Below are 26,876 nucleotides of genomic sequence, written 5' to 3' on the forward strand. Positions count from 1 at the left end.
GCATATAAAATCAAGGAAACTGTCCAAAAACTGAAGTTTTTGGACAGGCCTGCAGCATAATGCAGGAGTGTTCTACAGCGTAATGTCGTACTGTCCGTCCCTATAAGGTCGGAGTGTCCGTCAGCCTAATGCTTTTTACTTTTAAAACCTACCGATCTGTGATACAATACAACAAGTGAGGGCATAAGTTATGAGTTACATCGATCCCTTTTAAAGTCATTTAATCTGTGGTATAATACAAAACAGGAGGACGGTTGAAGCTCACGGCTCAAATAGTACCGCAGTTCAAACGTCCTCATTGTCTTTTTTAGGAGGAAGCTATGCCTACAATGACTATGACAAATAAAGCGTATCAAGAATTGGAACAGGCAGCCCGAATGACCGGAGCGGCTAAAGATACCGTCTTGGAAAATGCTTTAAGCCGCTATATTGCCGAATTGCGGGAAGATGCCGAAGATGCTCTGCTTGCAGAAAAAGCGTGGAATGACTTTGAAAAAAGCGGGGAAGCTGCAATACCTGCCGACGTTCTGTATAAAGAGCTTGGACTGTAACTAAAATGAAAGTCGAATATGCTCCGGCAGCCGGCAAACAGTTTTCACGGCTCGATAAGCCGATACAAAACCGGATCAAAAAATATATGAGCGCAATTGCCTTACTTGATAATCCGCGCTCCCGCGGAAAAGCGCTTACTTCAAATCTTTCAGGGCTATGGCGGTACCGCGTCGGCGATTACCGCATTTTATGCCGCATCTGTGACGATAAATTGATTATTACCGTCATCGAAATCGCTCACCGCTCAACGGTGTATCGATGAGCGGCCGCAGCCAAGAAGAAGTGGAAGATGTATAAGCGGAATGGAAGCTGACCCGGGGTTGAGATTTAATGCTGTGCTCGAGCGTTTCGTACCGCTCGGATCGAGGCTCTCGTACCGCTCGGGTGGGGTACCCCACACTAAGGCGGGGCAACCGACACGATAAGGTCGGTTCGCCTTACCGCATAGGGGAAGTCCGATTACTAATATTGTTTTAAAATTTCTTCCAAAAGACCGTCTGCCATAATCAAGCAGCGCGGAACATGAAAGGGACCTTTGAACGTACTGCCTTTGCATGCCGGCTCCGTAGGTTTTCCGTCACGCCTAAGATAACCGTACCATTCACCGTAGACCGGATCGGCAAAATATGTTTTACAGTAATCAAACGTTTTTGAAAACCAATCAAGATATTGTTTTTCGCCCGTATCGCGGTATGCCATTAAACTTGCAATTATAAGTTCGTTATGAGGCCACCATAGTTTCATGTCGTGCTCGTACGCTTCGGGCGGCATACCTTTACAATCTATAAAGTATAAAAGTCCGCCATATTCGTTATCCCAGCCTGCTTTGACGGCACAATTATATATTTCGCGTGCTTTTTTATGCAAAGCCGCATCACCTTGTATATCGGCTTCTTGCATTAAAAACCAACTGCATTCTATATCGTGTCCGGGGTTCACTATGCGCCCTGAACTTACCGTTTCCCAAAATTCTCCGTTTGTACCTACGTTTTCCAATGTACACTGTAATTCCGGTTTGTAGTGGTAGGTAAAAATATCGCGTACGCATTCTGAGCTGTATGTATCGTATAGGCTTTTTTGTTCCGGATCTACACGGCGCATAATGCTTGTTATGTTAAGAAAAATCATCGGGTTTGCAAGCGAGCGGCCGCTTCTGGTTTCAGCAATTGTTTTTGCGCTTAACCCCGTGGGATCTTTTATGCCGTGGTTTAAATCGTACACAAGTTTGTATGCGCGTCTGGCGCGTTCCAAGTATTCTTTTTCGCCCGTTTGTCCGTAGTATTCGGCATTTGCAATTGTATAAAAACTTTCCGAAAAACAATAGCGGCGCTGTCGTAAGGGTTTACCGTCTGAGGTTACGGTAAAATACATTCTGTTTGCGGCTTTTCGGTTAATGCAAAATTTTTCCATAAAATCGAGACAGGATTTTGCAGCATTAAGCCATTGCTCTTTTTTACCGTATACTTTGCATAAATAGGAAAATGTCCACGCGCAGCGCCCCTGCATCCATACGCTTTTGTCGGTTGAATATATTTTGCCGCTTCTATCCAAACATGTGTACACTCCGCCGTATGTGCCGTCAAATCCGTTTTTAAGCCAAAAATCAATGCAGTTGTCCAATTCATTTTTTATCCATGTACGTGCAGACGATAAAAAATCCTTATTCATTGTATTACTCCTTTTATGGTAATTTACGTTGATTTACGCTAATAATTTTGTGATAATCGGGTACAGAGCATGTGCAAAACTTTTATTGCTGGGAAGGTCAAAGTGCATGCCGTCGATTGTGTTTGCTTTTACATACGGGTTGCAGTCAAAATACGCACACTTGTTATCGGAAGCACATTGCTGCAATAGCGAAGGCAGTTCTTTTGACTTTTCTACACAACGCGCTCCCATTTCTCCGGCTACGGAGGATGTGTAGCAGCATTCGTCGATTATAATCGGAGCGCTTATAAGAATATTCGGTTTTGTCCGCCATACGCTAAGAGTTTTTGCTTTTTTAATTAATCTATCCATGCCGTCGCTGATATTTTTAGGAGTTGCAGAAAAGCGTTCTTTGCAATCGTTTGTACCCAGCATAATCATAAGGATGTCCAACGGGGCATGGGAGCAAAGAACGGGCTGTAATTGCGCTAAACCGGACAAACTTTCGTTAAGCGGATCTTCAAATACCGTAGTGCGGCCGCATAAACCTTCTTCAATGAGCATCCAATCGCTGCCGAGTAGTTTTTGCAATACTTGTGTCCAGCGCTCATTGTCGGCGTAGCGTCCGTTTGTTTGCGCGCAATATCCCCATGTGTTCGAATCGCCGAAACAGAGGATGTGTTTTTTATTTTTCATTTTTACCTCAATTATTTTTTAGCCTTTAACGGCGCCCATTGCAAGACCGTTGACAAAGTCTTTTTGTACCAGCCACACTAAAAGTATTACCGGCAGCAGTGTAATAACCGCCGTTGCAGCCATCGGACCCCATGCCAATCCCCGGTCGGTAATAAAGCCCGCAATGACAACCGGAAGCGTTTTTGAGCGTTTGATACTCAAAATTACGGCAAACAAAAATTCATTCCATGTAGCAACAAAAGTAAGGATGGCTGAAGCGATTAACCCCGGTTTGGTTATAGGCATAATGATATTAAAAAAACAGCGGGCAAAGCCGCAGCCGTCCAGCATTGCTGATTCTTCAAGTTCAAAGGGAAGTTGTTCAAAAAATCCCATCATCAGCCAAATTACCAAAGGCAGGTTAAAACTGGTGTTCATGATAATCAATGCTGCCAGCGTATCCATCAAATGTAAGTTCCGCATTACAAGGTATACGGGAATTGCCGTCGCGATTGCAGGATACATTTTTTGCACTAAAAACCATAAACCGAATACAGCACGCGTCCGTTTGCCGATAGGACCTCTTCCGACTGCGTATGCGGTCATGCTGCCGGCAAGCACCGTTATGCATGTTGTAATAAGAGAAATGATTACGGTATTGTTTAAATAAAAGGCGATTTTGTCCCGATTGAACACTTCGGAAAAACTTTCTATAGTAAAGCGCTTCGGGAACAATACCGGCGGATATGCAAGATAGTCTTGCGCTTGTTTAAATGAACTGGTAATAAGCCAATAAAGCGGAAATATGACGATAAAACTACTGAGAAAAATTAAAATATATTTTGTCGGTTTACCGGCAAAGTTGGATAAAACCGCATTTATTGAAGTAAAATCTTGAAGTTTTTTTCTTTTTACTGTAGTTTTTTTTACCATAGGTTTTCCTCTTCTTTTTTGCGCCATTTTAAAAATAACGAAGTGCATACAGACATCACCAATACAAAAATAATTGCTAAAGAAGCCGAATAACCTGCGTCAAAAAATTTAAGTCCTTGTTTGTAAATATAGTTGGGAAGCATTTCCGTTGCGCTTCCCGGACCGCCGTTTGTCATTACGTAGACGGTGTCAAATACTTTAAAAGCGTCGATAAACCGAATCATTAACACAATAACTAAAACGGGTCGCATAAGAGGTAACACGATTTGTCTGAAAATTTGTGCGGGAGTGGTGCCGTCTACCAGTGCCGCTTGTATGCAATCCAGCGGCAGCGCTTTTAGTCCGGCGGCACAAATAACCGTAACCCAAGGAGTAAATTGCCATACGTTTACCATAATAACGCTAAACATTGCCGTTTTAGGGGTACCGAGCCATATAACGGATTTTACTCCCAAAAGATTTAAAATATAGTTGATAATTCCCGTAGAAGGATCGAGCATCATGCGCCACAACGTACCTATTGCAACCGGCGCCATAATCATCGGAATCATAAAAACGGACATTAATACACGTGTCCATTTTTTATCGGAAGAAATAACCATCGCTATTGTTAACCCCAAACTTACTTCCAATACAACCGATATAAGGGCAAAGACAACCGTATTCAGCGTGCTCGTATGCAGCAATTTGTCTTTAAATAACTGTATATAGTTTTCAAAGCCGATAAAACGCGGCACTTGGTTCGGTAAATTGAGTTTTAACTTAAAAAAACTTAAGTACACCGAATATAAAAGCGGCAATAGTGCGGTTAAACCTAAAAAAATCAATGTCGGCAGTAAAAACAGCCATACGGCAATTAAATCTTTTTTAGCTTTCATTGTATCCCCTGAGCAATAACGATGGCTTTTTTTTTAGCACTGTGTTTTTTTAAGGGAAGAAGCGCAACAAAAGATCGTGTTTGCTAGTCGGCGATCCGGAAAAACGTTTGCTTCCTCCCTTTTTTCTTTGTGTTAGCGGTTATAGTTTTTTATACCGTCTCCCGGAGGAGAATTTTTTAATGCCGTTTTTATTCCGCTGTCCATTTGAGCAACGGCTTTTTCCAAATCGATTTGATCGGATAAATATGCGCTGACAACGGTATTTAATAGGGTGTCGACTTCAACGGAAGCCGAAACACGCCACCACATATTTGCCGTATCGAGCGCTTGGCGCAACGGGTAGAGAGCGGAATCTTTGATGGCAGGTTGTTCCCAAAAAGCTTTACGCGGAGAGAAAATCTTGTATGTGTCGTAAAAAAATTGTTGGCGTTCCGCACTTGTGTACATTTTAATCCATTCCCACGCAAGTTCTTTGTTTTGTGAAGAAGCGGGAATCGCCACATCCCATGCCGATAAAAGCGTGATTCCTGTTTTTTCGCGGGGAATAATACCCAATGCCCATTTCCCTGCTATTTTTGATTTTGCAGGATCGTCGGCATTTTGAATTATACCTAAAGTAGGCCATGTTTCGCATACGGCGGCTTTACCGTCAAGAAAAGCTTTGCTCGATTCTTCGATGCCCCATGTAAGGTTTGCAGGATCCATAAGTTTTTTTTGTTCATACATGTGTTTAAGAGCCGCTCTTGTTTCTGCTGAATCGATGGTAACGTTCCAGTTTTCGTCAGCCCATGCGCCGCCCATAGACCACAGCACATAGTCAAAAACGCCGCCTAATTGTCCGGGGGCTTCAGCTACCGTAACGCCATATAAATCGCCTTTCATAACGCTTTTGCACGCTTCGCGGTATGCTTGCCACGTGTCGGGAATGCCGTTCGGCAGCAAGTCCGTGCGGTATGCAAATATTTGCGGAGTGTTTGCGTTCGGAATACCTATAATTTTATCTTGCCACTTTCCGCAATTATTTAAAATATTATCGATCCATACGCTCATATCGTAATTATCTTTTTGGATATACGGTCCTAAATCGGTTAAAAAGGGTGCAAATTCTCCGTCCCATTGACTTGCTACATCGATAACGTCGTAAGCGGCGCTCGCTCCTGAAGTTAAGTCGAGCAGCGCTTTTTCGTGTAAGGTTATGTACGGAAAATCGACTACGTCAACTTTGGCGCCGGTTTTTTCTTCAAATTCGGCTACCATCGACCGTGCAGCATCGGCATATACGCTCGACATGTACAAAACCGTAAGCGTTTTACCCTTAAAAGACTTGCCGCTGCTTTGACCGTCCCCGGCTTGAGCATTTTTACCGCGGCATGCTGTCAATACCGTAAAAAAAACAAGGGCTGCAAAAAACAGTCCGATCGATTTTTTCATTTTTTCCTCCTAAAAAATGAATTTAGAATAATGATAGCACGCAATATTCAAACGCGCAAGTTTTTTCGAGTAATTTTTTTCGATTAAATTTTTTGACAAACGAATATTTAAAAGTGCAATTAAAAAAAATACGGCGGTTCGAGCGAATCGAAACCGCCGTACATCGTTCAAAATTATTAAATTTATTTTATTAAACCGGCTTTTTTCATAGCGGTTGTCAAAGCTTCTTTAAATGCGGTAGAAGTCATTGTCGCTCCGGAAACCGTATCGAGCTCTGCGCTTTGCTTTTGCAATGCTTGAGCGGTAAGTTTTTCCATCGCTTGAGGTCCGATACCTGCAGTTTCGGAATGTTTGATTACTTTGATGTCCGTTACTTTTCCGTTGTTAACGGTGATTTGCAAACGGATTGTGCCGCCCATTCCTTTGTCGGAAGCGCCCGTAAAGGTATTGGTTGCCGCATTCGATTTGGTCATACTTGCATAACTGAAAATCGAACCGGAAGCTGCGGAAGCTTTTTTACCCGATGCCAAGGCTGCCAATTCGGCTTCTTTTTCCGAATGCGTTTTGGTAGCTCTGGTAGAACCGCGTTGTGAAAAATACGAAGCTTTGTCCGTTTTGGTTTTATAGTTTGTTTCGTTTCCGGCGAAAGCGGGGTCAAGTGCGGTATCTGCCGTTGCAAAGCCGTCTTTGTCTACGGAAGCTGCTGAGCGGCCTGCAATATAGCCTGAGGTAATAACGCGCCCTAAACCGTGTACTCTCATACCGCCAGCGGATTCGCCTGCGCAAAACAAATTCGGAATCAATTTACCGTGCAAGTCTACCACTTGCATTTTTTCGTCTACGCGCAAGCCGGCAAGCGTATCGTGAATATTCGATACTGCCCACAGTGCATAAAACGGACCGGTTTTAATTTGATTAACTAAGGTAGTTTTTCCCCAATCGTCATCTTTGCCTGCCGCTACAAACGAATTGTAACGGTTAACAGTGTCTGCAAGCGTTTTGGGATCCATTTTGATGTTTTCGTAGTATTTATTAACTATTTTTTGAGCCAGTTCTTCCAAAGTATCGGCTTTGAATGCATACCCGTTTTCGAAGTCTAAAACGCCTTGTTCCATAGTCCAGTCGTTGCGTTTGGCTGCCGCATCGTCTACGATTGCCCATATCGGACCGCCGTAGCATTCGGCATTACCGTCGCCGTCAGTATCGATAAACACGCTTGAAGCGGCGTTGTTTAAAAACCGTTGATATTCGGGACCGGGGAACACTCCGCGGTAGTCGTCTTCGTTGGCAAAGCGCTGACCGAGCATATTAACGATAATCATGCTGTTGTGGTCCATTTCAATACCGGTAGCACGGGACAATGCCCACAGTTTGCTGTCTCTCATAAAGCCGCGTCCGTAACCGTATTGGCAGCCAATGCGGTTTGGAGCTTTCATTTGAGCGCCGCCGTCCGACATTTGGTACGATGACAAAGAAGCGAGCGCCGCACCGATTTCCATAGCGGCAATTTCGCCGGAAGCATCTTGATCGGAAAACGGCATACCGCCCAAACCGTCGTATTCGGGACCGAGTCGCGGGTCGAACATAGTACGGAATTCCACGTTGCCGGTAGAACCGCCGGTTGCAATAATAACCGCTTTTTTTGCTTTAATGTTCAGCATTTTTTTAGTGTTGTTGATATTACCTTCGCTCATAAGACTGGTAAGCGGCTTTGTGTCTCCGGGTAAAATATGCGGCGTATAGCTTGCTTGTACGCCCACTACTTTGCCGCCGTTGCCTTTTTCGCGGTAAATTTTATCCATGTGGTAGTTCAAAAGAAATTTAGCGCCTTTTTCGCGCAAGGATTTTTCCAGCGGACGGGTTACCGCAACACCTGCAGCTGTAGTGCCGGTGTATTCGTTTTTCCATTCACCGCTGTCCGAATATGTCATGCGTCCTACGCTGTCCGGATCCGAACCTCCGTCGCGGTAGTAGTTGCGTACCATCGGTTCGATTTCCAAAATTTTAACGCCGTTTTTTAAAATAAAGTCGTACGCTTTTGCCATGCTGTTGGCAACGGAACGAACTTGAATAAAATCGTTAAAGCGGGAATCAGCCGCACCGCCGCGGGTATGATCGTAATAGTACAGATCGGCAGAGTCTTCAATTCCCCATTCTTTTTGAGAAACAGTAGAGCCGCCGGAGTGCAATTGTCCTTCGCTGACAGCTGCGTGTCCGCCAACATCCCAGTTTGTCTCTACAAATAAAACGGATGCGCCGTCTTCCATTGCTTTAAGACCGGCAGGCAATCCTGCGCCGCCTGCGCCGATGATGACAACATCTGCTTGATAATCCCACTTGACGTTGGTGCCGTTATTGCACCCGACAGCCAGCATAAGAGCTGTCAAGCAAACAAGTAAAACCGCAATTTTCGACAAAAAGCGATTATCCGATGATTTCATATATACCTCCTCGGAGATTCCGCAGCACATACTGTGTGCGTCTGCATGCATACGCACCGACGCTGCATGCTTCTTTTGCATTATACGAATTCGTTATTTTTTTGTCTATAAAAAAATACATATCTTTTTATATTCTTGCCAAGCTGCCCATCGGGTCCCAAGGTTCCAGTTCTACGGGTTTTTGTTTAAGAAGCTCGCGTTGCGCTTTGGTTAAGTATTTTTTATTGACGACGATTTGGTAAGTGAATTGATCGAACCATTCATCGCTCATAACCCAAAAGCCTTCTTTGCCCACGTCTTTTCCCCAGCTGTTTTGTACGCGCCAACGATCGGATTTTCCGCTTTCGTCAAGGTTGACACCGGTAAAAGTCATCGCGTGCGTCATTAAACTTTCTCGGTAGTCCAAACGCTGTTCTTTGGTAAGCGGGAAGCCGGTATCGAATAAAAGGTCGGGGCGCAGCGCGTTCATCGACAACAAGCCTTCGGATTTTAAAAACCACTGCTGAACGTCGCTTCCGAACCACACGGCTTCTCCGGCTTTCAGTTGGCTTATTGCAGCTTTTTTTAATTCTTCAATCGGCAAATTCAAGTAGATAACCGGATCGCCGCCTGCGATATTTCCCAAGTATTTTACTGTGTAGTTTTTGCCGAAGGGTTTATCCTTTGTGGGCGCATTGATAAGACTTACGTAATCGTTCAAATTCATGCCGACGTAATCGGTAAAAAATTGCTTCGGCGTCGAACTTATGCGGATGAATTTGTCGTCTTTGTCGCGCGTTTCCCATGTAAAAGAAGAGGGCGGCTTTCCCAGTGATATGCACAGCATACGGTATACTTCGTTCATCATTGCGTGTTTGCTCGAGCGCAGTTCGGTTATGCTTTTGCCTGCGCGGTGCGCTTCGCGCAATGTGCAGGCGTATTCGCGCAGTTTGAGCGTTAAGTATTTGGTTAAATCCTTGGTAGCCGACGAATCGAAACTTTCGTTCATGGCGTCTTTGGGAATAACGCCGTACTTTTTTATTAAGTCGGCAAACATCGACCACTGTCCGCCGTCGGCGACGGGAGCTTCCAACAAAAAGTGTAAAAGCCGTCCGTTAAGCGGTTCGTTGAGCGTAGCTAAAATGTTTTCCAAAAACCAATTGGATTTTTCCAATTTATCCCAAAACAAAGGATAGCTTTGCGACAGTTCCATATTTTTGAGCTTGAGTTTTTTCATAACTTTTAAGCGCATAACGTTGAGCGCCGCAAACATCCAGCAACGTCCGGATTGTTTTTGGTCGGTTATGTCGCCCGAGTCTATGGAAACCGAAAAGTTGTTTTGCATGCTGCGGTTTTCTTTGTAGTCAATGCAGCTTGCTCCGATACCGTTTTTTACCGTGCCGTTCATGGCAAGCGTGTACGCTTTTTCCGCGTCAAAATCGCGCTCAAAAGCACTCAGCGTTTGTGCCGAAAGTCCGGTAAACGCTTTATGTGAGGTAGTTTGTTGTGTTTTATTCATAAACCCATCATAGCGTTCGGAGCAAAAACGGTCAATGTGTATTTTAGAGCTGTGTTTACTGCGGCGTATTTTAAAACGATGTCAGTTTTTCTCCGGCGCGAAGCTTTGTACGCAATGTTTGAATTTTAGCGTCGGTTATTTCAAGTTCTGCGAGCACTTTTTTTTCTTTTTCAGACGTTTCAATAACCGCGGCAATGCCTCCGTTTTTTATAACAATGCGTTTGTGTGCGTACAAAGCGAGCGCCGGGTCGTGGGTCGCCATTAAAACGATTTTTTCTTTTGAAACCAACAGTTCCAATGCGCGCTTTCTGTCTATGCCGGCATTTTCTATTTCATCGATTAATACTATCGGCGAAGTGCTCAAAATAGCTGTGTCGGCAATCATAAGCGCGCGTGACTGTCCGCCGCTAAGCGCCGTAACAGGGCTGTCCGGCTTAAAGGTTTCGCCTGCCAAATTGTTTGCAGCGGTAATTATGGCGCCGACCGCTTTATCCGTATCTTTTATTAAACGGCTTTCGGCGTGCAGCCGAATAAATTCTTCAACCGTTAAGTCCATTACAAAGTTCATATTTTGCGAAAGTTGGGCAACCAGTTTGTTGTTTGCTGAAAAACGTACGGATTTATCCGGCGCTTTTCCGTTAATTAAAACCGTTCTGTTTGTCGGCGTATCTTTTTGCGCTGCCCACTCTATATCCGCCAAAAGCCGCGATTTACCCGAACCGGTCGGTCCTACAATGGAAACTATTTGCGAAGCGTATAAATCCAGCCGTTCAAAGCGCTCGCTGTTGCCGGATTTATCCGTACCCGGTAAAATCGTTAAACTGCGTACTTCGTCTGCATTATCCAAATTTAAAAAATGTTTCATTTGAATAATGTATTCGATAAAAGCATTAAGCAGTTCTTCTTTGTTTAACGCATTTTCTTCAACTTCGTCTTCGCTTAGTGAGTTTAAAAAAGATGCAAACGTATGCTCCGTATTTTTTAAAACACCCAGTTCAATTAATCTGTTTTCGTTAAAAAAATCTTTTGCAAAAGGATAGTCTTTTAAAATTTCGGCTATGGTTTTGCCTGCAATGCGCTCATTTTCATCTGCCGGTATGATCGCTTTTTGCGTTTGTGCGGTACAGTTCATTGCGCGTGCTCCTGAAGTTCTGCAATTTTTATTTTACGCACGTTGCCCATTTGAAAATCATCGCCGATTCTTGTTTCTCCCAAGCAATACGAGCACAGCGCTGCCGGCATGGGAAAGCGAAGCTGCATACCCTGCACGGTAGCTAATGTTTTTTCTTTGTCGAATAAAAGCGTGCTCAATTCAAAAGCGCCTTGTCCGGTAAGACCATTTACATGCATGATAATCGCTTTCGGATTTACCGTACTGATTCGTACGGTAAAAACTTCGCGTTCAGCTTGCGATACGATATCTCCTTTGGTAACGACAACAATGTCGGCAGCTTTTAAAAGCGGTCCGATTTTTTTAGGCGTGTTGATTCCCGAAAGATTGTCTATAACGCATATGCCGAGTACGTCTTTTATGTACGGGGAGCAGCGGTTGCACAGTCCTGCAGATTCGCTTATCAAAAGATCGAGATTTTTTTTAATTCCCCACTGTACTATTTCTTCGATGTTGGAAACAAAAAAATGATCGGGACATAAAGAACCGGAAATTCCTTTTTGAACGGGCACACCCGCTTTTTTGTACAGCTCGTCGTCTTCGGTGTACAAACAATCGAATTTGGCGACGCCCGTTTTTATTCCGCGTTTATTTAAAGAATCGATTGTTTTTAAAATAACACTCGTTTTGCCCGAAGACGGCGGGCCGGATACGGTAACAAGGTTCATCTTTGCTTTACTCCGCTTGTTTTTCAAAGTCGTTTCGCAGTGTGTTCAGCAGTTTCCCTATATCGTGTGAGCGGATAAAGTCCCAGCCGACCCATAAGAATTTTTTATCGTCAGACAGATTGTTGTTTACTTGTGCATTTGTAGACGGAAAAAATCCGCTTTGTGCAAATACGGTTCCCGTTTTTGCTGATAAAAAGAAGTCGGTAAAAGGCTGGGTAAGTGCAGCCGTTTCTTTTTTTACAAGCATAAAAATCGGTGCGACGATAGCTCCGTCTTCCGGCCATACTACTTTTACCGGAGAGTCTTTTTGCAGCATTTTGGAAAAAAAGTACGGTGCAATATGTACCGCAGCTGCATTGCTTTTATTTTTATTGCTTTTTACCATTTGTGCCGGGTGTAAAAATACGCCGCAAGCTTTTGCTAATTTTGTAATACCCTCGTTTCCGAATGCTTTGTATATGTATAAAAGCACGGAATTAAACAAATCCAAGTCTTTAAACGGAAGAGAAAGCGAGTTTTCGAATTCGCCGCTCAATAAATCCGCCCACGTTTGAGGGATTTTTCTGCCGTTCAAAAGCGATGTGTTTACCATCATAATTGCCGGTACTACGCCGATTATCGCATAGTTTTGTTCGCTGTCGTGCAAATCTATATAATCGTTGCAAAAATCCGTGTTTATCGTTTTTACCGGACAGGAAAAAACTTTGTTTTGTAAAAAACGACCCATCAGGTTTTTATCAAAAAAAAGTTCAAAGCCTGCGGAAAGCACAATGTCGGGAAGGTTTTCGGCTTTGCCCGTACGCGCTTGCTCGCATAGCCAATCTATGCCCAAATTTGCCGAACGCAAATCGTAAGTAAAAACACAATTTTCTTTTTGCAACAAGTCTTTATTTTGCTCGGTGTACGTATTGTAAAATTCTTCGAATTTTTCCATCAGCGGAATGCGGATAGGGCAGGGTAAAACACCTTCTATGCGCAGCGTTTTTTTTCCCTCTTGTGCACAGCCCGCTGCTTTTTGTGTGTCCGTATGTGTGTTTCCGCGCAAAACAGGATCTGCGCACTCAAAAGTATTTTGTGTTTTGTTTTCGATAAGCGCGCACATTTCTTTTTCTGATGCGCTTACATCGAGTTTTTTTGAAAGCAATGCATTTTCAAGACTGATTTTTTTACCCATTAACGAGCGCATAACGGGGTTGGTTAAAGGGGTAAATCCTTTAGCTGCCAAATACGGTATAATTTCCGGATATTTTTCGGTAATGTCGAAAACGCTATCCGTTATTTTAAAATAATCGTTCATAATATTTAAATATATAGAAAAAGAAAAAAATCGACAACCGCATTGCCTGTGCTGTGCCGTGTAACCGAAATGGAACACAAAACACAAAGCACAAATGAGTGTTGACGGCTCAATAAATGACGAGGTATAATTCGTATATTAAAGTATGAAAGAAAAAATGTTTGCAGGGGCTGTGTTGACACTTACCATACTCCTTTGTATAGGTATGCCGAAAGTGTCAAACAAGCTTAAACCTAAATCCATGTTTACTCAGGAATTTGCTGCAGGCATTGTTACAGACGTTTTGGAACAAGATCTTTTTCCCGATCCTGCCGTTAAAGGAAAATTCCGCGGAACGCAAAAACTGCGCGTCAAAATCCTTGAAGGAACGTACAAAAATCGGGAATTCGACATATATAATACCTTGAGCAGTTTGCACAGTACCTACGCATACAAGGGTCTTAAAGCGGTTTTTACGCTGCGCGAAAGCGGCGGCAACACAGCCGTGTGGCTGTATAATCTTAAACGCGACACGCATGTGTATGTTTTAATGGGATTGTTTTTTGCAGCTTTGTTTGTACTCGGCAAAGCTCAGGGGCTTAAATCTGCCTTAGCCCTCGTGTTTACCTGCGTTCTCATCGTTACCGTTTTAATTCCTGCTTTGTTTGCAGGGCTTTCGCCGGTGCCCGTTTCGATTTTTCTTGTGTCGATTATGACGATTGTAAGCTTTGTTTTAATCGGCGGCTTTACGCGCAAAGCCTATTGCGCCATAGCGGGCACCGTGTGCGGCGTTACGATTGCCGGCATAATTTCGGCGATTGTCTCTTATTCGGCACAGCTTTCCGGCGTAAATATGGAAGGCGGGGAGCAGCTTCTCAATTTGGCGCCCGATTACGCTTTGCGCCTCGATGGGCTTTTATTTACTTCCATTTTAATCGCGTCTCTCGGTGCGGTAATGGACGTGAGTATGTCGATCGCATCTTCGGTTCAGGAAATCGCAAGCGCAAACCCGCGCTTGAGCAAAAAAGAGCTTTTTATGTCCGGCCTCACCGTCGGAAAAGACATTACCGGGACGATGAGCAATACGCTGATTTTGGCTTTTGCGGGCACGTCCCTTCCTTTGGTTATGATGATTTGGGGTTACGGCATGAGCTTTACACAGTTTATCAACATACCGCGCATTGTTATAGAGATTATGCACGGCATTTCGGGAAGTATCGGCATTATCGCTTCCATTCCTTGTACGGCGTTTGTTTCCGTTTTTGTGCTTAAGCGCCCGCACGGGCGGTAAATTGCGATACGGTAATTGCGGTGCTTGTTTGCGCACGGGTTATTGGTTAAAAAGAGTCGGCGTTTAATATGGCAAGCGCCGGTTTTTTCGGCAGCGTACGCTGTCTTATAGAAATTTTTATTAGGAGACTTTAAAATGAAAAAGAAGATGGTGCGTCTTGCGGCAATTTTTGCCGTCGTTGTGTTGCTCGTTTCCTGCGTGGAAACAAAAACTGCGGTAAAAAATATTGACCGAACTTCGCCGCGCAGCGAAAAAGCTCGCGGCAAGCAATCGGATGAGGTAAAGCTTACCCATAAGCTTATTCAAAAAGGACAAGCAGGAAGCGATGAAGTTACGCTTACTTTCGGCGTAACGGGCGACGTTCACGGCAGGCTGTATGCATACGATTATGCCGTGTGCGAACCTGCCGCGGGTGCGGGCTTTGTTAAAACCTATGTGCTTGCTCAAGAATTGCGCAAAGAAAACCCGAATACGGTTTTAATCGACGTGGGAGATACCGTACAGGATAATAGCGCCGAACTTTTTAACGATCTTGAAACGCACCCGATGATTCAAGCGCTCAACTACATGAATTACGACGTGTGGGTTTTGGGAAATCACGAATTCAATTTTGAAAAAGAATTCCTTGCGCGCAATATACGCAATTTTAACGGCTCGGTATTAAGTGCAAATATCAAAAACACAAAAGACGGCAGCGATTTTGTGTTGCCTTATCAGTTTTTTGATATCGAAGGCGTGCGCGTTGCGGTCGTCGGTCTTGTGCCGCCGCATATTCCCATGTGGGAAGCGTCTTCTCCTTCGCACTTTAAAGGTTTGGAATTCCTCGATCCGATCACTGTTTTGCGGGAAACCGTCGATTCGCTTAAAGGAAAATACGACGTGCTTGTCGGCGCCTTTCACCTCGGACGCAACGGCGAATACGGTTCGACCGGCGGCGTTATCGAAATCGCAAAACAAATTCCCGAATTCGATTTGATTTTCGGCGGACACGAACACGCCCGCTATGCAAACGAAGTGGACGGGCAAAACGGCGATAAAACATGGATAATAGAACCCGGCTGTTACGGATGGGCTTTGGCAGTCGGCGAAATAAAGGTAAAAAAGCAAAACAATACATGGAAGGTTGTTTCCGTAAAGGCCGAAAACCGCGAAACCGCAAAAGTTGCCGCCGATAAAAATATGGAAAAAGAATTCGAGTTTGTGCACGATACCTCCGTTGCCGATGCAAACGAAATTGTCGGAAAGGTTACCGAAGACTTTATTCCGCGCGTGGACTATATTACCGGCGAAGAAAAAGTTACGACCATGCCTACGATTCAGCTGGAAGATACGGCTTTAATCGATTTAATCAACAACGTGCAGCTGTATTACACCAAAGCCGACATATCTTCGGCAGCCGCATTCCGTTCGGATATGAATTTGAAAAAAGGCGACTTTAAGAAAAAGGACGTCGCCTTTATCTATAAATATTCGAACACACTCATGGGCATTAATATGACCGGCGAAAATCTTTTAAAATATATGGAATGGTCGGCATCGTATTACAATACTTCAAAAAAAGGCGACGTAACGATTTCGTTTAATCCCGATGTGCGCGGTTACAACTACGATATGTTTGAAGGTGTAGACTACGATATCGACATTTCGCAAAAAGCTGGCAGCAGAATCAAAAATGTCAGGATAAAGGGAAAACCTGTCGATCCTAAAAAAATATATAAAGTTGCGGTAAACAATTACCGCTTCGGTACGCTCCAAAGTTTAAAACTTTCTACTCCGCAAGACGTCTACTTCGATTCGTATGAGGCAATGCAGGATGCCGGGCGTATACGGGATCTAATCGGAAAGTACGTTAAAGATGTGGACAAGGGCGTTATCAATCCCAAAGTGAACAACAACTGGAAAATCATCGGTTTTGATCCGAACGTTGAAGGGCGCGATAAAATCTTGGACGAAATTTGTGCCGGCAAAATCAAAATTCCTACGTCCGCTGACGGAAGAACACCGAACGTAAAATCAATCAATATTTATGAGTTGAATAACTGAAGATAAAAGTTTCTTAAAATAGGGCTGTTTGAAAATCAAAGTTTTTAGACAGCCCTTTTGATTTTATATGAAAGTTTTAAACTTGTCCGTCAAAACACGGAGCTGATACCAGCTGCGCCCATTCGTCCGGTTCGCGTACTTCAAAGTGCATGTGTTTTCCGGTAAACGGATGGGTAAAAGCGAGACTGCGCGCGTGTAAACACAGCCGGTGTACAGGATCGGTGTGCGCGCGGTAAGCGGCGTCTCCTGCAATGGGGAAGCCTAAAAAAGAAAGGTGAGCTCGTATTTGATTTTTCCGTCCGGTGTCCAGTTCCAGTTCAAAGAGGGTGTAGTTTTTTCCGCGCTGTATTATGCGGTAATGCGTGCGCGCGCTTTGGCTGTAAGGTTCAGGCAAAGCGGAACGGCATTTTTTTTTGTTGTTTTCAAAACGGGTTTGACGGCTGTCGTGCGGTACATACGAGCGACCGAACGCGTTTTTTACCAGAGGGCGGTCTATAAGACCGCTTTCCGGCAATGCGTTCAGTAAAGACGGGTTGTGCGGGTTTTCAGCCAAAGCGCGGTACAAGCGGCTTGTTACCATAGTGTGCCATCTGTCCATAATAACTTTTTGCGTGCGCTTTGAAAGGGCAAACATCATAACGCCGGAAGTTTCTCTGTCCAAACGGTGTACCGCTGCGGGGCAAAACGAAGCATGTACCAAACCACGCTTTCGCCGTATGTGTTCCAAAATGTCCAGAGCCGTCTTTTGCCCAGACGGACCGCCGTATGAGCGCGATCCGTTTCCCGTAGGCACGGATAAAAGTCCGGCGCTTTTGTTTACAACGGCGATATAATTGTCTTCGTATAAAATATCGAGGGCACAATTGTTTTTATGCACACATAATCCTTTTTTGTTTTTGTGTTCAGCTTTTGCCGGACGGTTTTTAACTTGAGGTTTCCGTCTAGCACACGCCCTTTATCTACATGCGCCGTTTTCCGTGTTTCTTCCGGAAAGCTGCGACAAGCGCTTTAAGCGTTCGGCTTGTTCCGCGCTGAACTGTGAATCTTTCATTCTCCAGCTCCAGTTTGCCCCGCTGCATGTGGAAGGCGTATTCATGCGCGCTTCGGAACCTAAAGCAAATAAATCCTGCAGCGGAATGACGGCAAAGCGCGCCGCCGAAAAAAAAGCTGCTCCGATCAGTGCGGGGCACAGCTGTTCATCGGTTAACTTTAAGCCGGGGATGCATTCGCATACATATTCGTTTACTAAAGCACGCTCGGCTTCGCTTGCATGGTTAAGCCAGCCTTGCGTAGTGTCGTTGTCGTGAGTTCCGGTGTATACAACGCTGTTTTGTTCGTACATGTGCGGCAAAAACGGGTTTGTGCAGCCCGCGCCGCCGGCTTCGTTTGTATCGAATGCAAATTGCAGTACTTTCATTCCCGGAAAACCGAATTGTTTTAAAAGATTGCGCACTCCGTCGGTAATTACACCCAAATCTTCTGCGATAATGGCGGCATCTTTCAAACTGTTGCATACTGCGCAAAACAAATCGGCTCCCGGTCCTTGCATCCACGTACCGTTTACCGCCGTCTGCTCTCCTGCAGGAACTGCCCAGTACGCTTCAAACCCGCGGAAGTGGTCTATGCGCACATAGTCGGTTAAGTGCAGTGCATGACGCAGCCGGCGTATCCACCAATCGTAGCCTTCGTTTTTCATTGCGTCCCAGTTATACAAGGGGGTGCCCCACAGCTGTCCCGTTTCGCTAAAATAATCGGGAGGAACTCCGGCGAGTACGGTAGGCTGCCCGTTTTCGTCAAGCTGAAATAAATTTTGATGCGACCATACGTCTGCAGAATCTGCGGCAACAAAGATGGGAATGTCGCCGATTATACAAACACCCCTATCATTTGCATATTTTTTTAATGTAAACCACTGTTTAAAAAAGAAAAACTGAACGGCTTTGTGTATTTCAATATCGTCTTTATGTTCGGTTTGCCATACTGATAAAGCTTGTGTTTGGTGTGACGCCAAATCGCGCGACCAATAATTGTTCCATAAGGCGCCGGAGTTCTCTTCTTTTTTTGCCTTTTCGTCAAACACCTCTTTTATGCTCATAAAAAGCGCGTAATCGGAAAGCCAAATGTCGTGTTCTTTTTTAAAATTTTCGTATTCCTCGTGCAGTGCCGTTTGAGCGTTTGAAGCGTTGCCGTCCGCTAAAAATTGACGGGCAGCTGTTTTTAAAAGCGGTATTTTTTTTTGCACAACCGAGCCGAAATCTATTCTATCCGTTTTTTCCGGTTTTTCCTCACTCGCTTGCTTTGCACTAAGGCAGCCCCAATCCGCTAACGTGTCGATATCGATGAGCAGCGGGTTTCCCGCAAAGGTTGAAAGCGAAGCGTACGGAGAATCCCCGTAGCCGGTAGGACCGAGCGGAAGGATTTGCCACAGCGTTTGCCGTGCTTCTTTAAGCCAGTCTACAAAGCGGAACGCTTCTTTACCCAAACTGCCGATACCGTCACTGCCGGGTAAAGACGACGGGTGCAATAAAATTCCGCTTGAACGCGGCATATACATACCGAACCCCTTTTATATAAGCTGTATATAAAGTTATAAAGCTGCAAAACACTTGACACAAGTTAAGGGTTTTGCTATCTTATTGGAACACGACGCAGGATAGAGCAGTTGGCAGCTCGTCGGGCTCATAACCCGGAGGTCGTAGGTTCAAATCCTACTCCTGCTAAAACAAACGGGGCGTTTCAAAAGCTGTCGGCTTTCGGAAAGCCCTTTTTTATTGAGCCGTTCAAAAACTTAAGCTTTTGAACGGCTCTTTTGATTTTAAAATCGGCTTTCTGCCGTCAATTGCAAAGAAGCATTTCCAAATCGATTTCGCCTGCTACGCAGGGAACGCGGATATCCCAATTTTCGAGTACAATCGGGTGTAGTTCTCCGAAAATGCCGGCTTTTTTCCCTTTTATGGTAATAACGGCTTGTCTTCCGGAAATAAAGCGCGGATCGGAACTTTCTTTTACCGTGTATTCGTGATTTAAAAAATACAATAACGAAGCGCATTCGCTTGCCGCCGTGTTAAAATTCGTATCGGCTGCTGCCGTTAAAAAGCCCAAATACTGACGGGTTCTTGTTCCGGTTACTTCTTCTTTGCATAAAAAAGCGGTTTTGCCGATTTCAAATATTTTATGCGGGTACACCGCATTGCCTGATACCGCTTCTGCAGCTAAAAGCGAGGGAATAATCGAGGAGCGCACAAATTGGTAATTTTCGCTCATCGGGTTTGCAATTTCTATAACGTCTTTTCCGTCGATATTCATACGTTCTATGTAATCGTGTTTGGAGCCTAAGTAGTTAAATACCATTTCCTGATATCCCAAACCGATCATGCCGTTTTTTGCTTTACGGCTGAACAAAGTTATCGGCGAAAGTCTTCCGATGGTAAAATCATGCGGTTTTTCCGGCTTAAATGAAGCAAGCTCTTTTCCCATCATTATGTCTTCAATAACGTCGACTTCGTGTAAAAAGTCGTTACGGTACGGCGGCGGCAATACGGTAATCGTTTTGCCTTTTACGCTTGCCTCAACTCCCATGCGTGCAAGGGCAGATAGTACGCTGTCGGCACAAAGGTCTTCTCCGAGCACTGTGCGTACCGAATCCAAAGAAGCCGTTTGCGGCTTTTGAAAATACAGCGGCGTTACTATGTCTTTTCCGAAACCGGTATCGTAGGGATGGCATACTTTGCAGGGAAGAATGGTATAGCCGGCATCCGAAAAATCGCATGCAACAATTTCGGTTGCGAGCAAAAGAGAACTCATGTCGGTTCCGGTCATTTCAACCAATAAGTCGCTGTCGCCTTTTTGTACGGCTCCCAAAGAAGCGCTGTTGATAATCGGCGCCATAGAAAGCGTTTCGCCGGCAGAATCGCTGAGCAAGGGGAACTTTTTTGCACCGTCTAAAATCCAGCCGTATTCTATGCCTTTCGGATGTTCTTTTAAAATAGAGCGGCAGCTCAGCGGCTTATCGAAGCCTAAGGGGACAAAAGAAGTTTTATCGGGGTCGACGGCATGATAGTTGATAGGCCATTTGATGTGTGCGGCACGGTACACCCCCATGGAAATCGAGCGCCGCTTACGGCCGAAATTCCAGCACAGTTTTTCTTGCGTTTGAATGATGTCGGCAAGCATAGCTTCGCTTATCGGTTTTCCGGAAATAACAAAGGCGCTCATAAAAGGACGGATGTCTTTTAATTGTGCATCTACGTTTACTATGCGCTCAGCGTAAGGTTTTGTTTTTTGGGGTAAAGACAAAAAGCCGGCGTAAGCGGCGCGCCCGAACGGAAGGGGAGTGCCGGAGCTTTGTTTATTTTTACCGGTACTTAAAACGGTGTTTTTTTCCGGCTGCACTGCCTTTTGGTTTTTGTGCAGGCGCAGCTGGCGGGCAAGTCCCGCCGTCGACCATAAATCGGGACGGTTTGTATCGTTTAGTTCTATTTTAATTGTCCGTTCGTCCGCAGCGAGCGTGGTGTCGGGTTTTTCATCCAATTCGGCTTTTGCACATGTTAAACGCTGTTCGAGTTTATCGTAAGTATATTTTTCTCCGAGTAAGTTAAAAAACAGTTTTTCGTTTACTTCAATTTTGGGCATAAATCCTCCGAATTTTATTGCGCTGCCGGTTTTTTATCTTGCCTTACAGTTATACATAGGAATATTGCGCTTCGGCGTTTACCGTATTTTCTCCGGCTAAATAATCGATATGCGAAACAAGCGCTTTGGTTCCCGGCGAATGTAAAAACTCAAAGCCGATTTCGGTTGTACCGTTTTCATACCTTGTCCAGCACGGATGTACAATGAGTGTACAAGAAGACGGCACTTGTTTATTGGAAAAAGAAAAAGAAGCTTCGTAATCGCAGTTTAAATCCGGTTCAACTATAGCCGGAAAGCGGATACAGCAGCCGGCAAGGCTTATGTCAAGCAATAAACCTGAAAAAATGCATAAGTCCGGTACTGCTACTTTTCCCAATTCTTGAAAACGTTTGTGTTTTCTTTGTTTTTTTCCCATCTCTTAAGAATACACTCCTTTGTCCATCTGTGCAAGATGGTTTATGCTTTTGTTTGTATCCTCAGTTTCGGTAAAATTATCATACCGAGCATAAAGATAATCAAAACGGCAGCCCACGAAGCAAGCGGATTCATAAAAATACCGCCGGTTATAAAGCCTGCGAAAGAGCACAGTGCGGCAAACAGCGCGTAAGGCATTTGCGTCGCCACGTGTTCCAAGTGCGGGCAGCTTGCTCCCGTAGAAGATAAAATCGTTGTATCGGAAATGGGGGAAGCGTGATCGCCGAAAACGGCGCCGCCCAATACGGCGGAAATACAAATAAAAACCGAATTAAGCGATTCTGCGGGGTTTTGTCCTTGCCCTTGAATTAAGCCGACAACAATGGGCATAACAAGGGGAATCATAATGCCGAACGTCCCCCAGCTTGTTCCCGTTGCAAAAGCGATAACGGCTGATAAAACGAATACGACAGCCGGAATAATCCACAGCGGAAAACCGCTTCCTACAACGGCTTCGGAAAGATAACGTCCCAATCCCAAACCTCCGTCTGAAGGAGAAGAGCGTATAACTGTTCCGATAGACCACGCCATTACTAAAATAATTAAAGCGGGTATCATCGATTTTATGCCGTCGCGCACGGCTTGTGACGCTTCTTTTAAATTCATAAGGCGGCGTGCAAGGTAGTACACGTAGGTAAAAACCAGTGTAAAAATGATGGCGTAAAACAGCGCGTAAGAAGAGTCGGTGTTAATAAACGCTTCTCTGAGCGACATAGAGTGCATTGCTTGCATAAGCGAACTGATGTTTTCGCCGTCTACGGCATTTAAATACGTTACCAACGGAAAAAATACAAGCGCACAAACGATAAGTAATACAATCGGAAAAAGCATATCTATCGCTTTTGCCCGCACGGTTTTTTCTTCTTTTATATCACCCGATATAACGCCGTATTTTTCTTCGTTCCATAACACGCCCGTTTTTTGTGCGCTCAATTCACTTGCACGCATAGGTCCGAAATCGCGCTTAAAAAAGATAATGCAAGCTACCATCAATAGTGTGGTAAGCGCGTACAGATTGTAGGGTACTGCACGGATAAAAAATTCCAAATCGCTTATGCCTAATTTATCAAAGCCTTCGGCATCGCGGACTATGGACATAACGGTAACTACCCAACTTGAAACGGGCGCTAAAATACATACAGGGGCTGCAGTGGAATCCAAAATATATGCAAGCTTTGCGCGCGACACTTTGTTTTTATCGTTTATGGAGCGCATAACCGTGCCGACCGTTAAAGAGTTAAAGTAATCGTCGATAAAAACGATAATTCCGAACAAAAAAGTTACAAATTGAGAACCGGTGCGTGTTTTTAATTTTTTGGACACCCAAGTACCGAACGCTTGTGCCGAACCTGTTTTTGACAGCATGCCGACTAATGCGCCTAAAAGCGCGCAAAACAAAAAAATACGGATATTCCATCCGTCCGACAGTGATGCGGCAAATAAGTCGGTTGCATTCATTAGTGCGAGCGCAGGATTTCCCCCCGCTGCGATTACACAGCCGGACAAAATGCCTAAAAACAGCGATACGATAACATCCTTGGTAACGAATGCCAGCGTAATGGTTAACAAAGGCGGAATAATCCCCCACATGCCGAAGTGCTCCATAAAACTGCTCCTTACATTTTTTTCATCTTTTACAAATTGTAAAATTGGTGTAATATTAACATAAAAGCCGATTGCGAACAACCTTTGTAAGGTAAAAAGAAAAAATTAAAGAAAGTTAAAGGAAAGGTAAAAAAAAGTTAAAGAAAATCGGAAGCGGAGTTTTTAATGAATAAACCGAAAATATGCTTGTGTTTAACCCGTTCTACTTTAACAGAAAATGCCGCCGTTTTGGACAAATACCGCTCTTTGATAGATATGGCGGAATTGCGCGCCGATTATTTAAACGACGATGAAAGGCTGCATATACGCCGTTTTCCCGAAATGGCAGGTTTGCCGGTTATTTTAACTATCCGGCGGACAATCGACGGCGGACGATTTCGCGAAGGAGAAGCGTCCCGTACAACGCTGATGGCGCGCGGTATTGCTTTTGCCAGTCAAGACAAGCATAAAAACTTTGCATACATCGATTTGGAAGAAGACTTTGATGTGCCCAGCATTCAAGAAGCAGCTCTTGCGTTCGGCACCAGAATTATCCGCAGTTTTCACGATATGAACAATACGGTTGGCGATATTGCAGCAAAGATGGCGTCTTTACGCAAAACGCTGTACGAAATTCCTAAAATATCCTGTATGCCGCAGCGCTTAAGCGATGTAACGCGTATGTTTAAAGAATCGCAAACTTTGAATTTTGAACATATTATATGCGCAATGGGCTCTTTGGGGTTGCCGTCGCGGATATTGGCAGAGCGCACCGGTTCTTTTTTAACCTATTGCGCTCCCGAGGATTCCGCTCTTATTTCCGGCAAGCTCGGACAAATAGATCCTATTCAGCTTAATTCGCTGTATAATTTTCACGCAATAAATGCGGATACAAAAATTTTCGGCATTACCGGCTGGCCGCTTGCTTTTACTTCAAGCCCCAAATTACACAACGAAGCCTACCGCAAAAAAAGAATGAATGCGGTGTTTATTCCGGTAAAATCGGAAACTATAGAAGACGCACTTGAGTTTGCCGAAACGCTTGGAATGAAAGGACTTTCGGTAACCGTACCGCACAAAGAAAGCGTTATGAAGTTGTTAACCGAGCGCTCTTCGGAAGCGGATGCTTGCCGCGCATGCAATACGGCAGTTCGTACGCAAAACGGATGGGGCGGCTACAATACGGATACCTTCGGTTTTGAAAAAGCCGTGCTTGAATTTTTAGGCGTAAAAACGCTTAAACAATTAAAAGTTGCGATAATCGGGGCGGGAGGAGCGGCGCAAGCGGTTGCAAACGTTATATACAAACTGGGTGCAAAAGCCTGTGTTTTTAACCGCTCGATAGCAAAAGCGAGAACACTTGCCGAAAAGTACCGCTTTAAATACGGTTTTTTAGGCTTTTCGGAGCAAAAACTTTTGGAATCTTATTCCGACCTTATTGTACAGGCAACTTCCGTCGGAATGAGCGGAGCGCAAAATACCGCTGTAAACGGTGTATGCACACCGGATGTGCAGCGCGCCGGTTTTGTAAACGGCGAAAAAGACGACCCGCTCGATTTTTACGGATTCAGCGGGCACGAGTGTGTGTTTGACCTTATTTACAATCCTGAAAAAACGCCCCTTTTGAGCCGAGCAGAAAAAGCCGGCTGTAAAATTTGCAACGGATATACAATGCTTGTGTATCAAGCACAAAAACAATTTGAATTGCTTACGGGAGAAAAATATGAATAAAAATACCGGTAACGGCGCGGCAAAAACTGTGCAAAAAGGCGGTTTGTCGCAAAAAGAACAAAAAGCGCTGGTCGGAAAAACTGCGGTCGACCGTCTTATCGAAAAAGGCTTTATTAAATCCGGTATGAAAATCGGATTGGGCACCGGTTCGACCGCAATCGTTGCAGTAGACAGGCTTGCTTTATATATCCGTGAAGGAAAACTGTCCGGCATAAAAGCAGTTGCTACAAGTTTTCAAACCCATATTGCCTGCGAAGAAAACGGCATACCTGTGTTTACGCTAAACAGCAAAGAAATCGGCGGTACGCTCGACCTTGCAATCGACGGCGCAGACGAAATCGACCCCGAAAACAATTTGATAAAGGGCGGCGGCGCGGCTCACGTACAGGAAAAAATCGTCGAATACAATTCCAAGCGTTTGGTTATCATTGCCGATGAAAGCAAACTAGTTCCCCATTTGGGAACCCGCTTTCCGCTTCCGGTAGAAATTATCGCCGCCGCCCGCACTCCCGTGGTGCGCGCGATGGAAAAACTCGGTGCTTCTTGCGTTTTACGTACCGGTTCGGGAAAAGACGGGCCGGTTATCACGGATAACGGTAATCAAATCCTCGATTGTACGTGGTCGCCACTTGCCGGCGGCACCTCGCCGGTTGATCCCTCAAAAATGGAAGACAAGGTAAACAAAATTACCGGTGTTGTCGAAAACGGCTTTTTTACCAAAAACCGCCCGATCGTCTTTATTGCCCGCGCCGACGGCAGTGTGGAAGAGCGGGACTAGAAAAAAGTAATCCGGGTTGAAAAAAAACGGGCTTTTGCGTATTCGTTACTTTACGAACGGAAACGTCACCGGCTTTATTTTACCTTGCCGCCGTGGAACAGGCACTCATAGACCTTTACATTTCCGTGGTAGATAACTTCTTTTCCTTTGCCTGCGTATGTTTTTCTTTTTGCTCTGCAAAGAAAATCTATAATATTATCTATCATGCTGTTGTCATTCACATCTCATCCTACTTTAATATCTTCGCCAGTACCGTGTCTTTTGGCGCCGGTTTTTTTATTCAGCTTGTGTCCAATCCTCGATTTTCAGATTTTTTATGCGGGAAAACTCGCCGGTATTATTAGTAACAAGAATCAGTTTTTTTGAGAGCGCTTGAGATGCTATGAGCATATCGTAAGAACCGATTATCTTTCCCTGCTTTTTTAGTTCGGAACGGATTTTTCCGAATTGTTCGGCATCGTTGTCGTCAAAATTCAAAATATAAAAGGGTGTAAGAAATTGCAGTAATGAGATTTTATTTTTTTCGACATAATCGCTGTTGTATACGCCGAATTGCAGTTCGGCAACGGTTATACTTGAAATGTAAATTCCGGCATATATGCGCTCTTTTAATTTTTCCAATACTTGAGGCGATTTCCGGTTTTTAAGAAAGATGCATATATTTGTATCCAATAAATACATTATAAGGCTGCTCTTTCCTGCGGTTCGTCCTGTATCCGCCCTTCCGCTAAAAAATCATCGGTAAAGCCGTAGAGTCCCTGCAAAAATATTTCCCATTCTTTATTTTTGGGGAATAAAACAACCGCCTCTCCCGCTTTTTGTATGAGAACATCGTTTCCTTCAAAACAGAATGCTCTCGGCAGTCTAACCGCCTGGCTTCCGCCGTTACGGAATAATTTTGCAGTTTCCATACACACCTCTTATAAAAAAGTATATATCCATATATATACTTTGTCAAGAAAAATAACGGAAAGTATTTCTCCGGTTTTATTTTATCTTACCGCCGTGGAACAGGCACTCATAGACCTTTACATCTCCGTGATAGATATTTCTTTTCCTTTTTGCCTGCGTATGTTTTTCTTTTTGCCCTGCAAAGAAAATCTATAATGTTATCTGGCATGTCGTTGTCATTCATGTCCCGTCCTACTTTAATATCTTCGCCAGTACCGTGTC

At 44.4% G+C, this 26,876-nt stretch carries 24 protein-coding genes and 1 tRNA gene; 7 read left to right on the forward strand and 18 right to left on the reverse strand.

The genetic code is table 11. The features are described 5' to 3' along the window. Nucleotides 1-320 precede the first annotated feature (320 nt). Together HMPREF9193_RS02095 and HMPREF9193_RS02100 are read left to right on the forward strand one after the other, a co-directional pair. On the forward strand, nt 321-551 hold the full coding sequence (locus HMPREF9193_RS02095; protein WP_021686398.1) for a YlcI/YnfO family protein: 231 nt from the start codon (nt 321-323) through the stop codon (nt 549-551). A 5-nt stretch (nt 552-556) separates the two neighbouring features. Next, entirely contained in the window at nt 557-814 is a 258-nt protein-coding gene (locus HMPREF9193_RS02100; protein ID WP_021686399.1) for a type II toxin-antitoxin system RelE family toxin, read from the forward strand. 200 nt (nt 815-1,014) lie between these two features. Here HMPREF9193_RS02100 and HMPREF9193_RS02105 read toward each other — a convergent pair whose 3' ends face one another. The 10 genes from HMPREF9193_RS02105 to HMPREF9193_RS02150 form a co-directional block, all read right to left on the reverse strand. Then, entirely contained in the window at nt 1,015-2,220 is a 1,206-nt protein-coding gene (locus tag HMPREF9193_RS02105; protein WP_021686400.1) for an AGE family epimerase/isomerase, read from the reverse strand. Between the two features lie 33 nt (nt 2,221-2,253). Next, entirely contained in the window at nt 2,254-2,895 is a 642-nt protein-coding gene (locus HMPREF9193_RS02110) for an SGNH/GDSL hydrolase family protein (RefSeq protein WP_021686401.1), read from the reverse strand. Nucleotides 2,896-2,913: 18 nt separating this feature from the next. Further along, the gene (locus tag HMPREF9193_RS02115) at nt 2,914-3,807 is read right to left on the reverse strand and encodes a carbohydrate ABC transporter permease (RefSeq protein ID WP_021686402.1); all 894 of its coding nucleotides are present in this window, start codon (nt 3,805-3,807) and stop codon (nt 2,914-2,916) included. Further along, nucleotides 3,801-4,685, reverse strand: coding sequence for a carbohydrate ABC transporter permease (locus HMPREF9193_RS02120; protein WP_021686403.1), 885 nt, complete (start codon nt 4,683-4,685; stop codon nt 3,801-3,803). Before HMPREF9193_RS02120 ends, HMPREF9193_RS02115 begins: the two co-directional genes overlap by 7 nt. A gap of 132 nt (nt 4,686-4,817) precedes the next feature. Beyond that, nucleotides 4,818-6,116, reverse strand: coding sequence for an ABC transporter substrate-binding protein (locus tag HMPREF9193_RS02125; RefSeq protein ID WP_021686404.1), 1,299 nt, complete (start codon nt 6,114-6,116; stop codon nt 4,818-4,820). 182 nt (nt 6,117-6,298) lie between these two features. Next, entirely contained in the window at nt 6,299-8,557 is a 2,259-nt protein-coding gene (locus HMPREF9193_RS02130; RefSeq protein ID WP_040847338.1) for an FAD-dependent oxidoreductase, read from the reverse strand. 127 nt (nt 8,558-8,684) lie between these two features. Further along, nucleotides 8,685-10,055, reverse strand: coding sequence for a C1 family peptidase (locus tag HMPREF9193_RS02135; protein ID WP_021686407.1), 1,371 nt, complete (start codon nt 10,053-10,055; stop codon nt 8,685-8,687). 70 nt (nt 10,056-10,125) lie between these two features. Further along, on the reverse strand, nt 10,126-11,187 hold the full coding sequence (locus HMPREF9193_RS02140) for an ATP-binding cassette domain-containing protein (RefSeq protein ID WP_021686408.1): 1,062 nt from the start codon (nt 11,185-11,187) through the stop codon (nt 10,126-10,128). Next, nucleotides 11,184-11,894 carry a GTP-binding protein gene (locus HMPREF9193_RS02145; protein ID WP_040847339.1) on the reverse strand — a complete coding sequence of 237 codons (711 nt, stop codon included), beginning with the start codon at nt 11,892-11,894 and terminating at the stop codon, nt 11,184-11,186. The genes HMPREF9193_RS02140 and HMPREF9193_RS02145 overlap by 4 nt, the downstream gene beginning before the upstream one ends. A 7-nt stretch (nt 11,895-11,901) precedes the next feature. Further along, nucleotides 11,902-13,191 carry an ABC transporter substrate-binding protein gene (locus HMPREF9193_RS02150; protein WP_021686410.1) on the reverse strand — a complete coding sequence of 430 codons (1,290 nt, stop codon included), beginning with the start codon at nt 13,189-13,191 and terminating at the stop codon, nt 11,902-11,904. 145 nt (nt 13,192-13,336) lie between these two features. Here HMPREF9193_RS02150 and HMPREF9193_RS02155 point away from each other — a divergent pair, with 145 nt between their 5' ends. Continuing rightward, nucleotides 13,337-14,461: a YibE/F family protein gene (locus HMPREF9193_RS02155; RefSeq protein WP_021686411.1), complete on the forward strand. Its 1,125-nt coding sequence runs from the start codon at nt 13,337-13,339 to the stop codon at nt 14,459-14,461. A gap of 135 nt (nt 14,462-14,596) precedes the next feature. Further along, entirely contained in the window at nt 14,597-16,504 is a 1,908-nt protein-coding gene (locus tag HMPREF9193_RS02160; protein WP_021686412.1) for a bifunctional metallophosphatase/5'-nucleotidase, read from the forward strand. 76 nt (nt 16,505-16,580) lie between these two features. On the opposite strand, the gene HMPREF9193_RS02165 is transcribed toward HMPREF9193_RS02160, so the two are convergent. Together HMPREF9193_RS02165 and malQ are read right to left on the reverse strand one after the other, a co-directional pair. Then, on the reverse strand, nt 16,581-17,381 hold the full coding sequence (locus HMPREF9193_RS02165) for an RluA family pseudouridine synthase (RefSeq protein WP_021686413.1): 801 nt from the start codon (nt 17,379-17,381) through the stop codon (nt 16,581-16,583). A 78-nt stretch (nt 17,382-17,459) separates the two neighbouring features. Then, nucleotides 17,460-19,058: a 4-alpha-glucanotransferase gene (gene malQ, locus HMPREF9193_RS02170; protein ID WP_021686414.1), complete on the reverse strand. Its 1,599-nt coding sequence runs from the start codon at nt 19,056-19,058 to the stop codon at nt 17,460-17,462. Nucleotides 19,059-19,151: 93 nt separating this feature from the next. Here malQ and HMPREF9193_RS02175 point away from each other — a divergent pair. Further along, a tRNA-Met gene (locus HMPREF9193_RS02175) sits at nt 19,152-19,224 on the forward strand. A gap of 115 nt (nt 19,225-19,339) precedes the next feature. Here HMPREF9193_RS02175 and pheT read toward each other — a convergent pair. From pheT to HMPREF9193_RS02190, 3 genes are read right to left on the reverse strand one after another with little or no spacing between them, the layout of a single operon-like run. After that, nucleotides 19,340-21,136 carry a phenylalanine--tRNA ligase subunit beta gene (pheT, locus tag HMPREF9193_RS02180; protein ID WP_021686415.1) on the reverse strand — a complete coding sequence of 599 codons (1,797 nt, stop codon included), beginning with the start codon at nt 21,134-21,136 and terminating at the stop codon, nt 19,340-19,342. Between the two features lie 49 nt (nt 21,137-21,185). Further along, complete coding sequence (locus HMPREF9193_RS02185) at nt 21,186-21,551, reverse strand: PilZ domain-containing protein (protein WP_021686416.1); 366 nt, start codon at nt 21,549-21,551, stop codon at nt 21,186-21,188. A gap of 41 nt (nt 21,552-21,592) precedes the next feature. Next, complete coding sequence (locus tag HMPREF9193_RS02190) at nt 21,593-23,215, reverse strand: Na+/H+ antiporter NhaC family protein (protein WP_040847355.1); 1,623 nt, start codon at nt 23,213-23,215, stop codon at nt 21,593-21,595. Nucleotides 23,216-23,380: 165 nt separating this feature from the next. On the opposite strand from HMPREF9193_RS02190, the gene HMPREF9193_RS02195 reads away from it, so the two are divergent. Beyond that, nucleotides 23,381-24,925, forward strand: coding sequence for a type I 3-dehydroquinate dehydratase (locus tag HMPREF9193_RS02195; RefSeq protein WP_040847340.1), 1,545 nt, complete (start codon nt 23,381-23,383; stop codon nt 24,923-24,925). After that, on the forward strand, nt 24,918-25,703 hold the full coding sequence (gene rpiA / locus HMPREF9193_RS02200) for a ribose-5-phosphate isomerase RpiA (protein WP_021686419.1): 786 nt from the start codon (nt 24,918-24,920) through the stop codon (nt 25,701-25,703). The genes HMPREF9193_RS02195 and rpiA overlap by 8 nt, the downstream gene beginning before the upstream one ends. Before the next feature lie 74 nt (nt 25,704-25,777). Here the strand turns inward: rpiA and HMPREF9193_RS11145 are convergent, their stop codons facing one another. Genes HMPREF9193_RS11145 through vapB form a run of 3 tightly spaced genes read right to left on the reverse strand, consistent with a single transcriptional unit; the run spans nt 25,778 to nt 26,614 of the window. Next, nucleotides 25,778-25,924, reverse strand: a complete 147-nt coding sequence (locus HMPREF9193_RS11145; protein ID WP_156882439.1) for a hypothetical protein — start codon at nt 25,922-25,924, stop codon at nt 25,778-25,780. A gap of 55 nt (nt 25,925-25,979) precedes the next feature. Further along, on the reverse strand, nt 25,980-26,384 hold the full coding sequence (gene vapC / locus HMPREF9193_RS02205) for a type II toxin-antitoxin system tRNA(fMet)-specific endonuclease VapC (RefSeq protein ID WP_021686421.1): 405 nt from the start codon (nt 26,382-26,384) through the stop codon (nt 25,980-25,982). Continuing rightward, entirely contained in the window at nt 26,384-26,614 is a 231-nt protein-coding gene (vapB, locus tag HMPREF9193_RS02210; protein WP_021686422.1) for a type II toxin-antitoxin system antitoxin VapB, read from the reverse strand. The genes vapC and vapB overlap by 1 nt, the downstream gene beginning before the upstream one ends. Nucleotides 26,615-26,876 lie beyond the last annotated feature (262 nt).

It is taken from the genome of Treponema lecithinolyticum ATCC 700332, assembly GCA_000468055.1.
Classification (GTDB): domain Bacteria; phylum Spirochaetota; class Spirochaetia; order Treponematales; family Treponemataceae; genus Treponema_C; species Treponema_C lecithinolyticum.

Coding starts and splice junctions, on each gene's coding strand:
- HMPREF9193_RS02105 (WP_021686400.1), bottom strand. CDS start 2,220: ATGAATAAGGATTTTTTATCGTCTGCACGTACATGGATAAAAAATGAA.
- HMPREF9193_RS02190 (WP_040847355.1), bottom strand. CDS start 23,215: ATGGAGCACTTCGGCATGTGGGGGATTATTCCGCCTTTGTTAACCATT.
- HMPREF9193_RS02120 (WP_021686403.1), bottom strand. CDS start 4,685: ATGAAAGCTAAAAAAGATTTAATTGCCGTATGGCTGTTTTTACTGCCG.
- HMPREF9193_RS02185 (WP_021686416.1), bottom strand. CDS start 21,551: ATGGGAAAAAAACAAAGAAAACACAAACGTTTTCAAGAATTGGGAAAA.
- HMPREF9193_RS02110 (WP_021686401.1), bottom strand. CDS start 2,895: ATGAAAAATAAAAAACACATCCTCTGTTTCGGCGATTCGAACACATGG.
- HMPREF9193_RS02130 (WP_040847338.1), bottom strand. CDS start 8,557: ATGAAATCATCGGATAATCGCTTTTTGTCGAAAATTGCGGTTTTACTT.
- pheT (WP_021686415.1), bottom strand. CDS start 21,136: ATGCCCAAAATTGAAGTAAACGAAAAACTGTTTTTTAACTTACTCGGA.
- vapB (WP_021686422.1), bottom strand. CDS start 26,614: ATGGAAACTGCAAAATTATTCCGTAACGGCGGAAGCCAGGCGGTTAGA.
- HMPREF9193_RS02125 (WP_021686404.1), bottom strand. CDS start 6,116: ATGAAAAAATCGATCGGACTGTTTTTTGCAGCCCTTGTTTTTTTTACG.
- HMPREF9193_RS02150 (WP_021686410.1), bottom strand. CDS start 13,191: ATGAACGATTATTTTAAAATAACGGATAGCGTTTTCGACATTACCGAA.
- HMPREF9193_RS02140 (WP_021686408.1), bottom strand. CDS start 11,187: ATGAACTGTACCGCACAAACGCAAAAAGCGATCATACCGGCAGATGAA.
- HMPREF9193_RS02095 (WP_021686398.1), top strand. CDS start 321: ATGCCTACAATGACTATGACAAATAAAGCGTATCAAGAATTGGAACAG.
- HMPREF9193_RS02155 (WP_021686411.1), top strand. CDS start 13,337: ATGAAAGAAAAAATGTTTGCAGGGGCTGTGTTGACACTTACCATACTC.
- HMPREF9193_RS02145 (WP_040847339.1), bottom strand. CDS start 11,894: ATGAACCTTGTTACCGTATCCGGCCCGCCGTCTTCGGGCAAAACGAGT.
- rpiA (WP_021686419.1), top strand. CDS start 24,918: ATGAATAAAAATACCGGTAACGGCGCGGCAAAAACTGTGCAAAAAGGC.
- vapC (WP_021686421.1), bottom strand. CDS start 26,384: ATGTATTTATTGGATACAAATATATGCATCTTTCTTAAAAACCGGAAA.
- HMPREF9193_RS02135 (WP_021686407.1), bottom strand. CDS start 10,055: ATGAATAAAACACAACAAACTACCTCACATAAAGCGTTTACCGGACTT.
- HMPREF9193_RS02115 (WP_021686402.1), bottom strand. CDS start 3,807: ATGGTAAAAAAAACTACAGTAAAAAGAAAAAAACTTCAAGATTTTACT.
- malQ (WP_021686414.1), bottom strand. CDS start 19,058: ATGTATATGCCGCGTTCAAGCGGAATTTTATTGCACCCGTCGTCTTTA.
- HMPREF9193_RS02160 (WP_021686412.1), top strand. CDS start 14,597: ATGAAAAAGAAGATGGTGCGTCTTGCGGCAATTTTTGCCGTCGTTGTG.
- HMPREF9193_RS02100 (WP_021686399.1), top strand. CDS start 557: ATGAAAGTCGAATATGCTCCGGCAGCCGGCAAACAGTTTTCACGGCTC.
- HMPREF9193_RS02195 (WP_040847340.1), top strand. CDS start 23,381: ATGAATAAACCGAAAATATGCTTGTGTTTAACCCGTTCTACTTTAACA.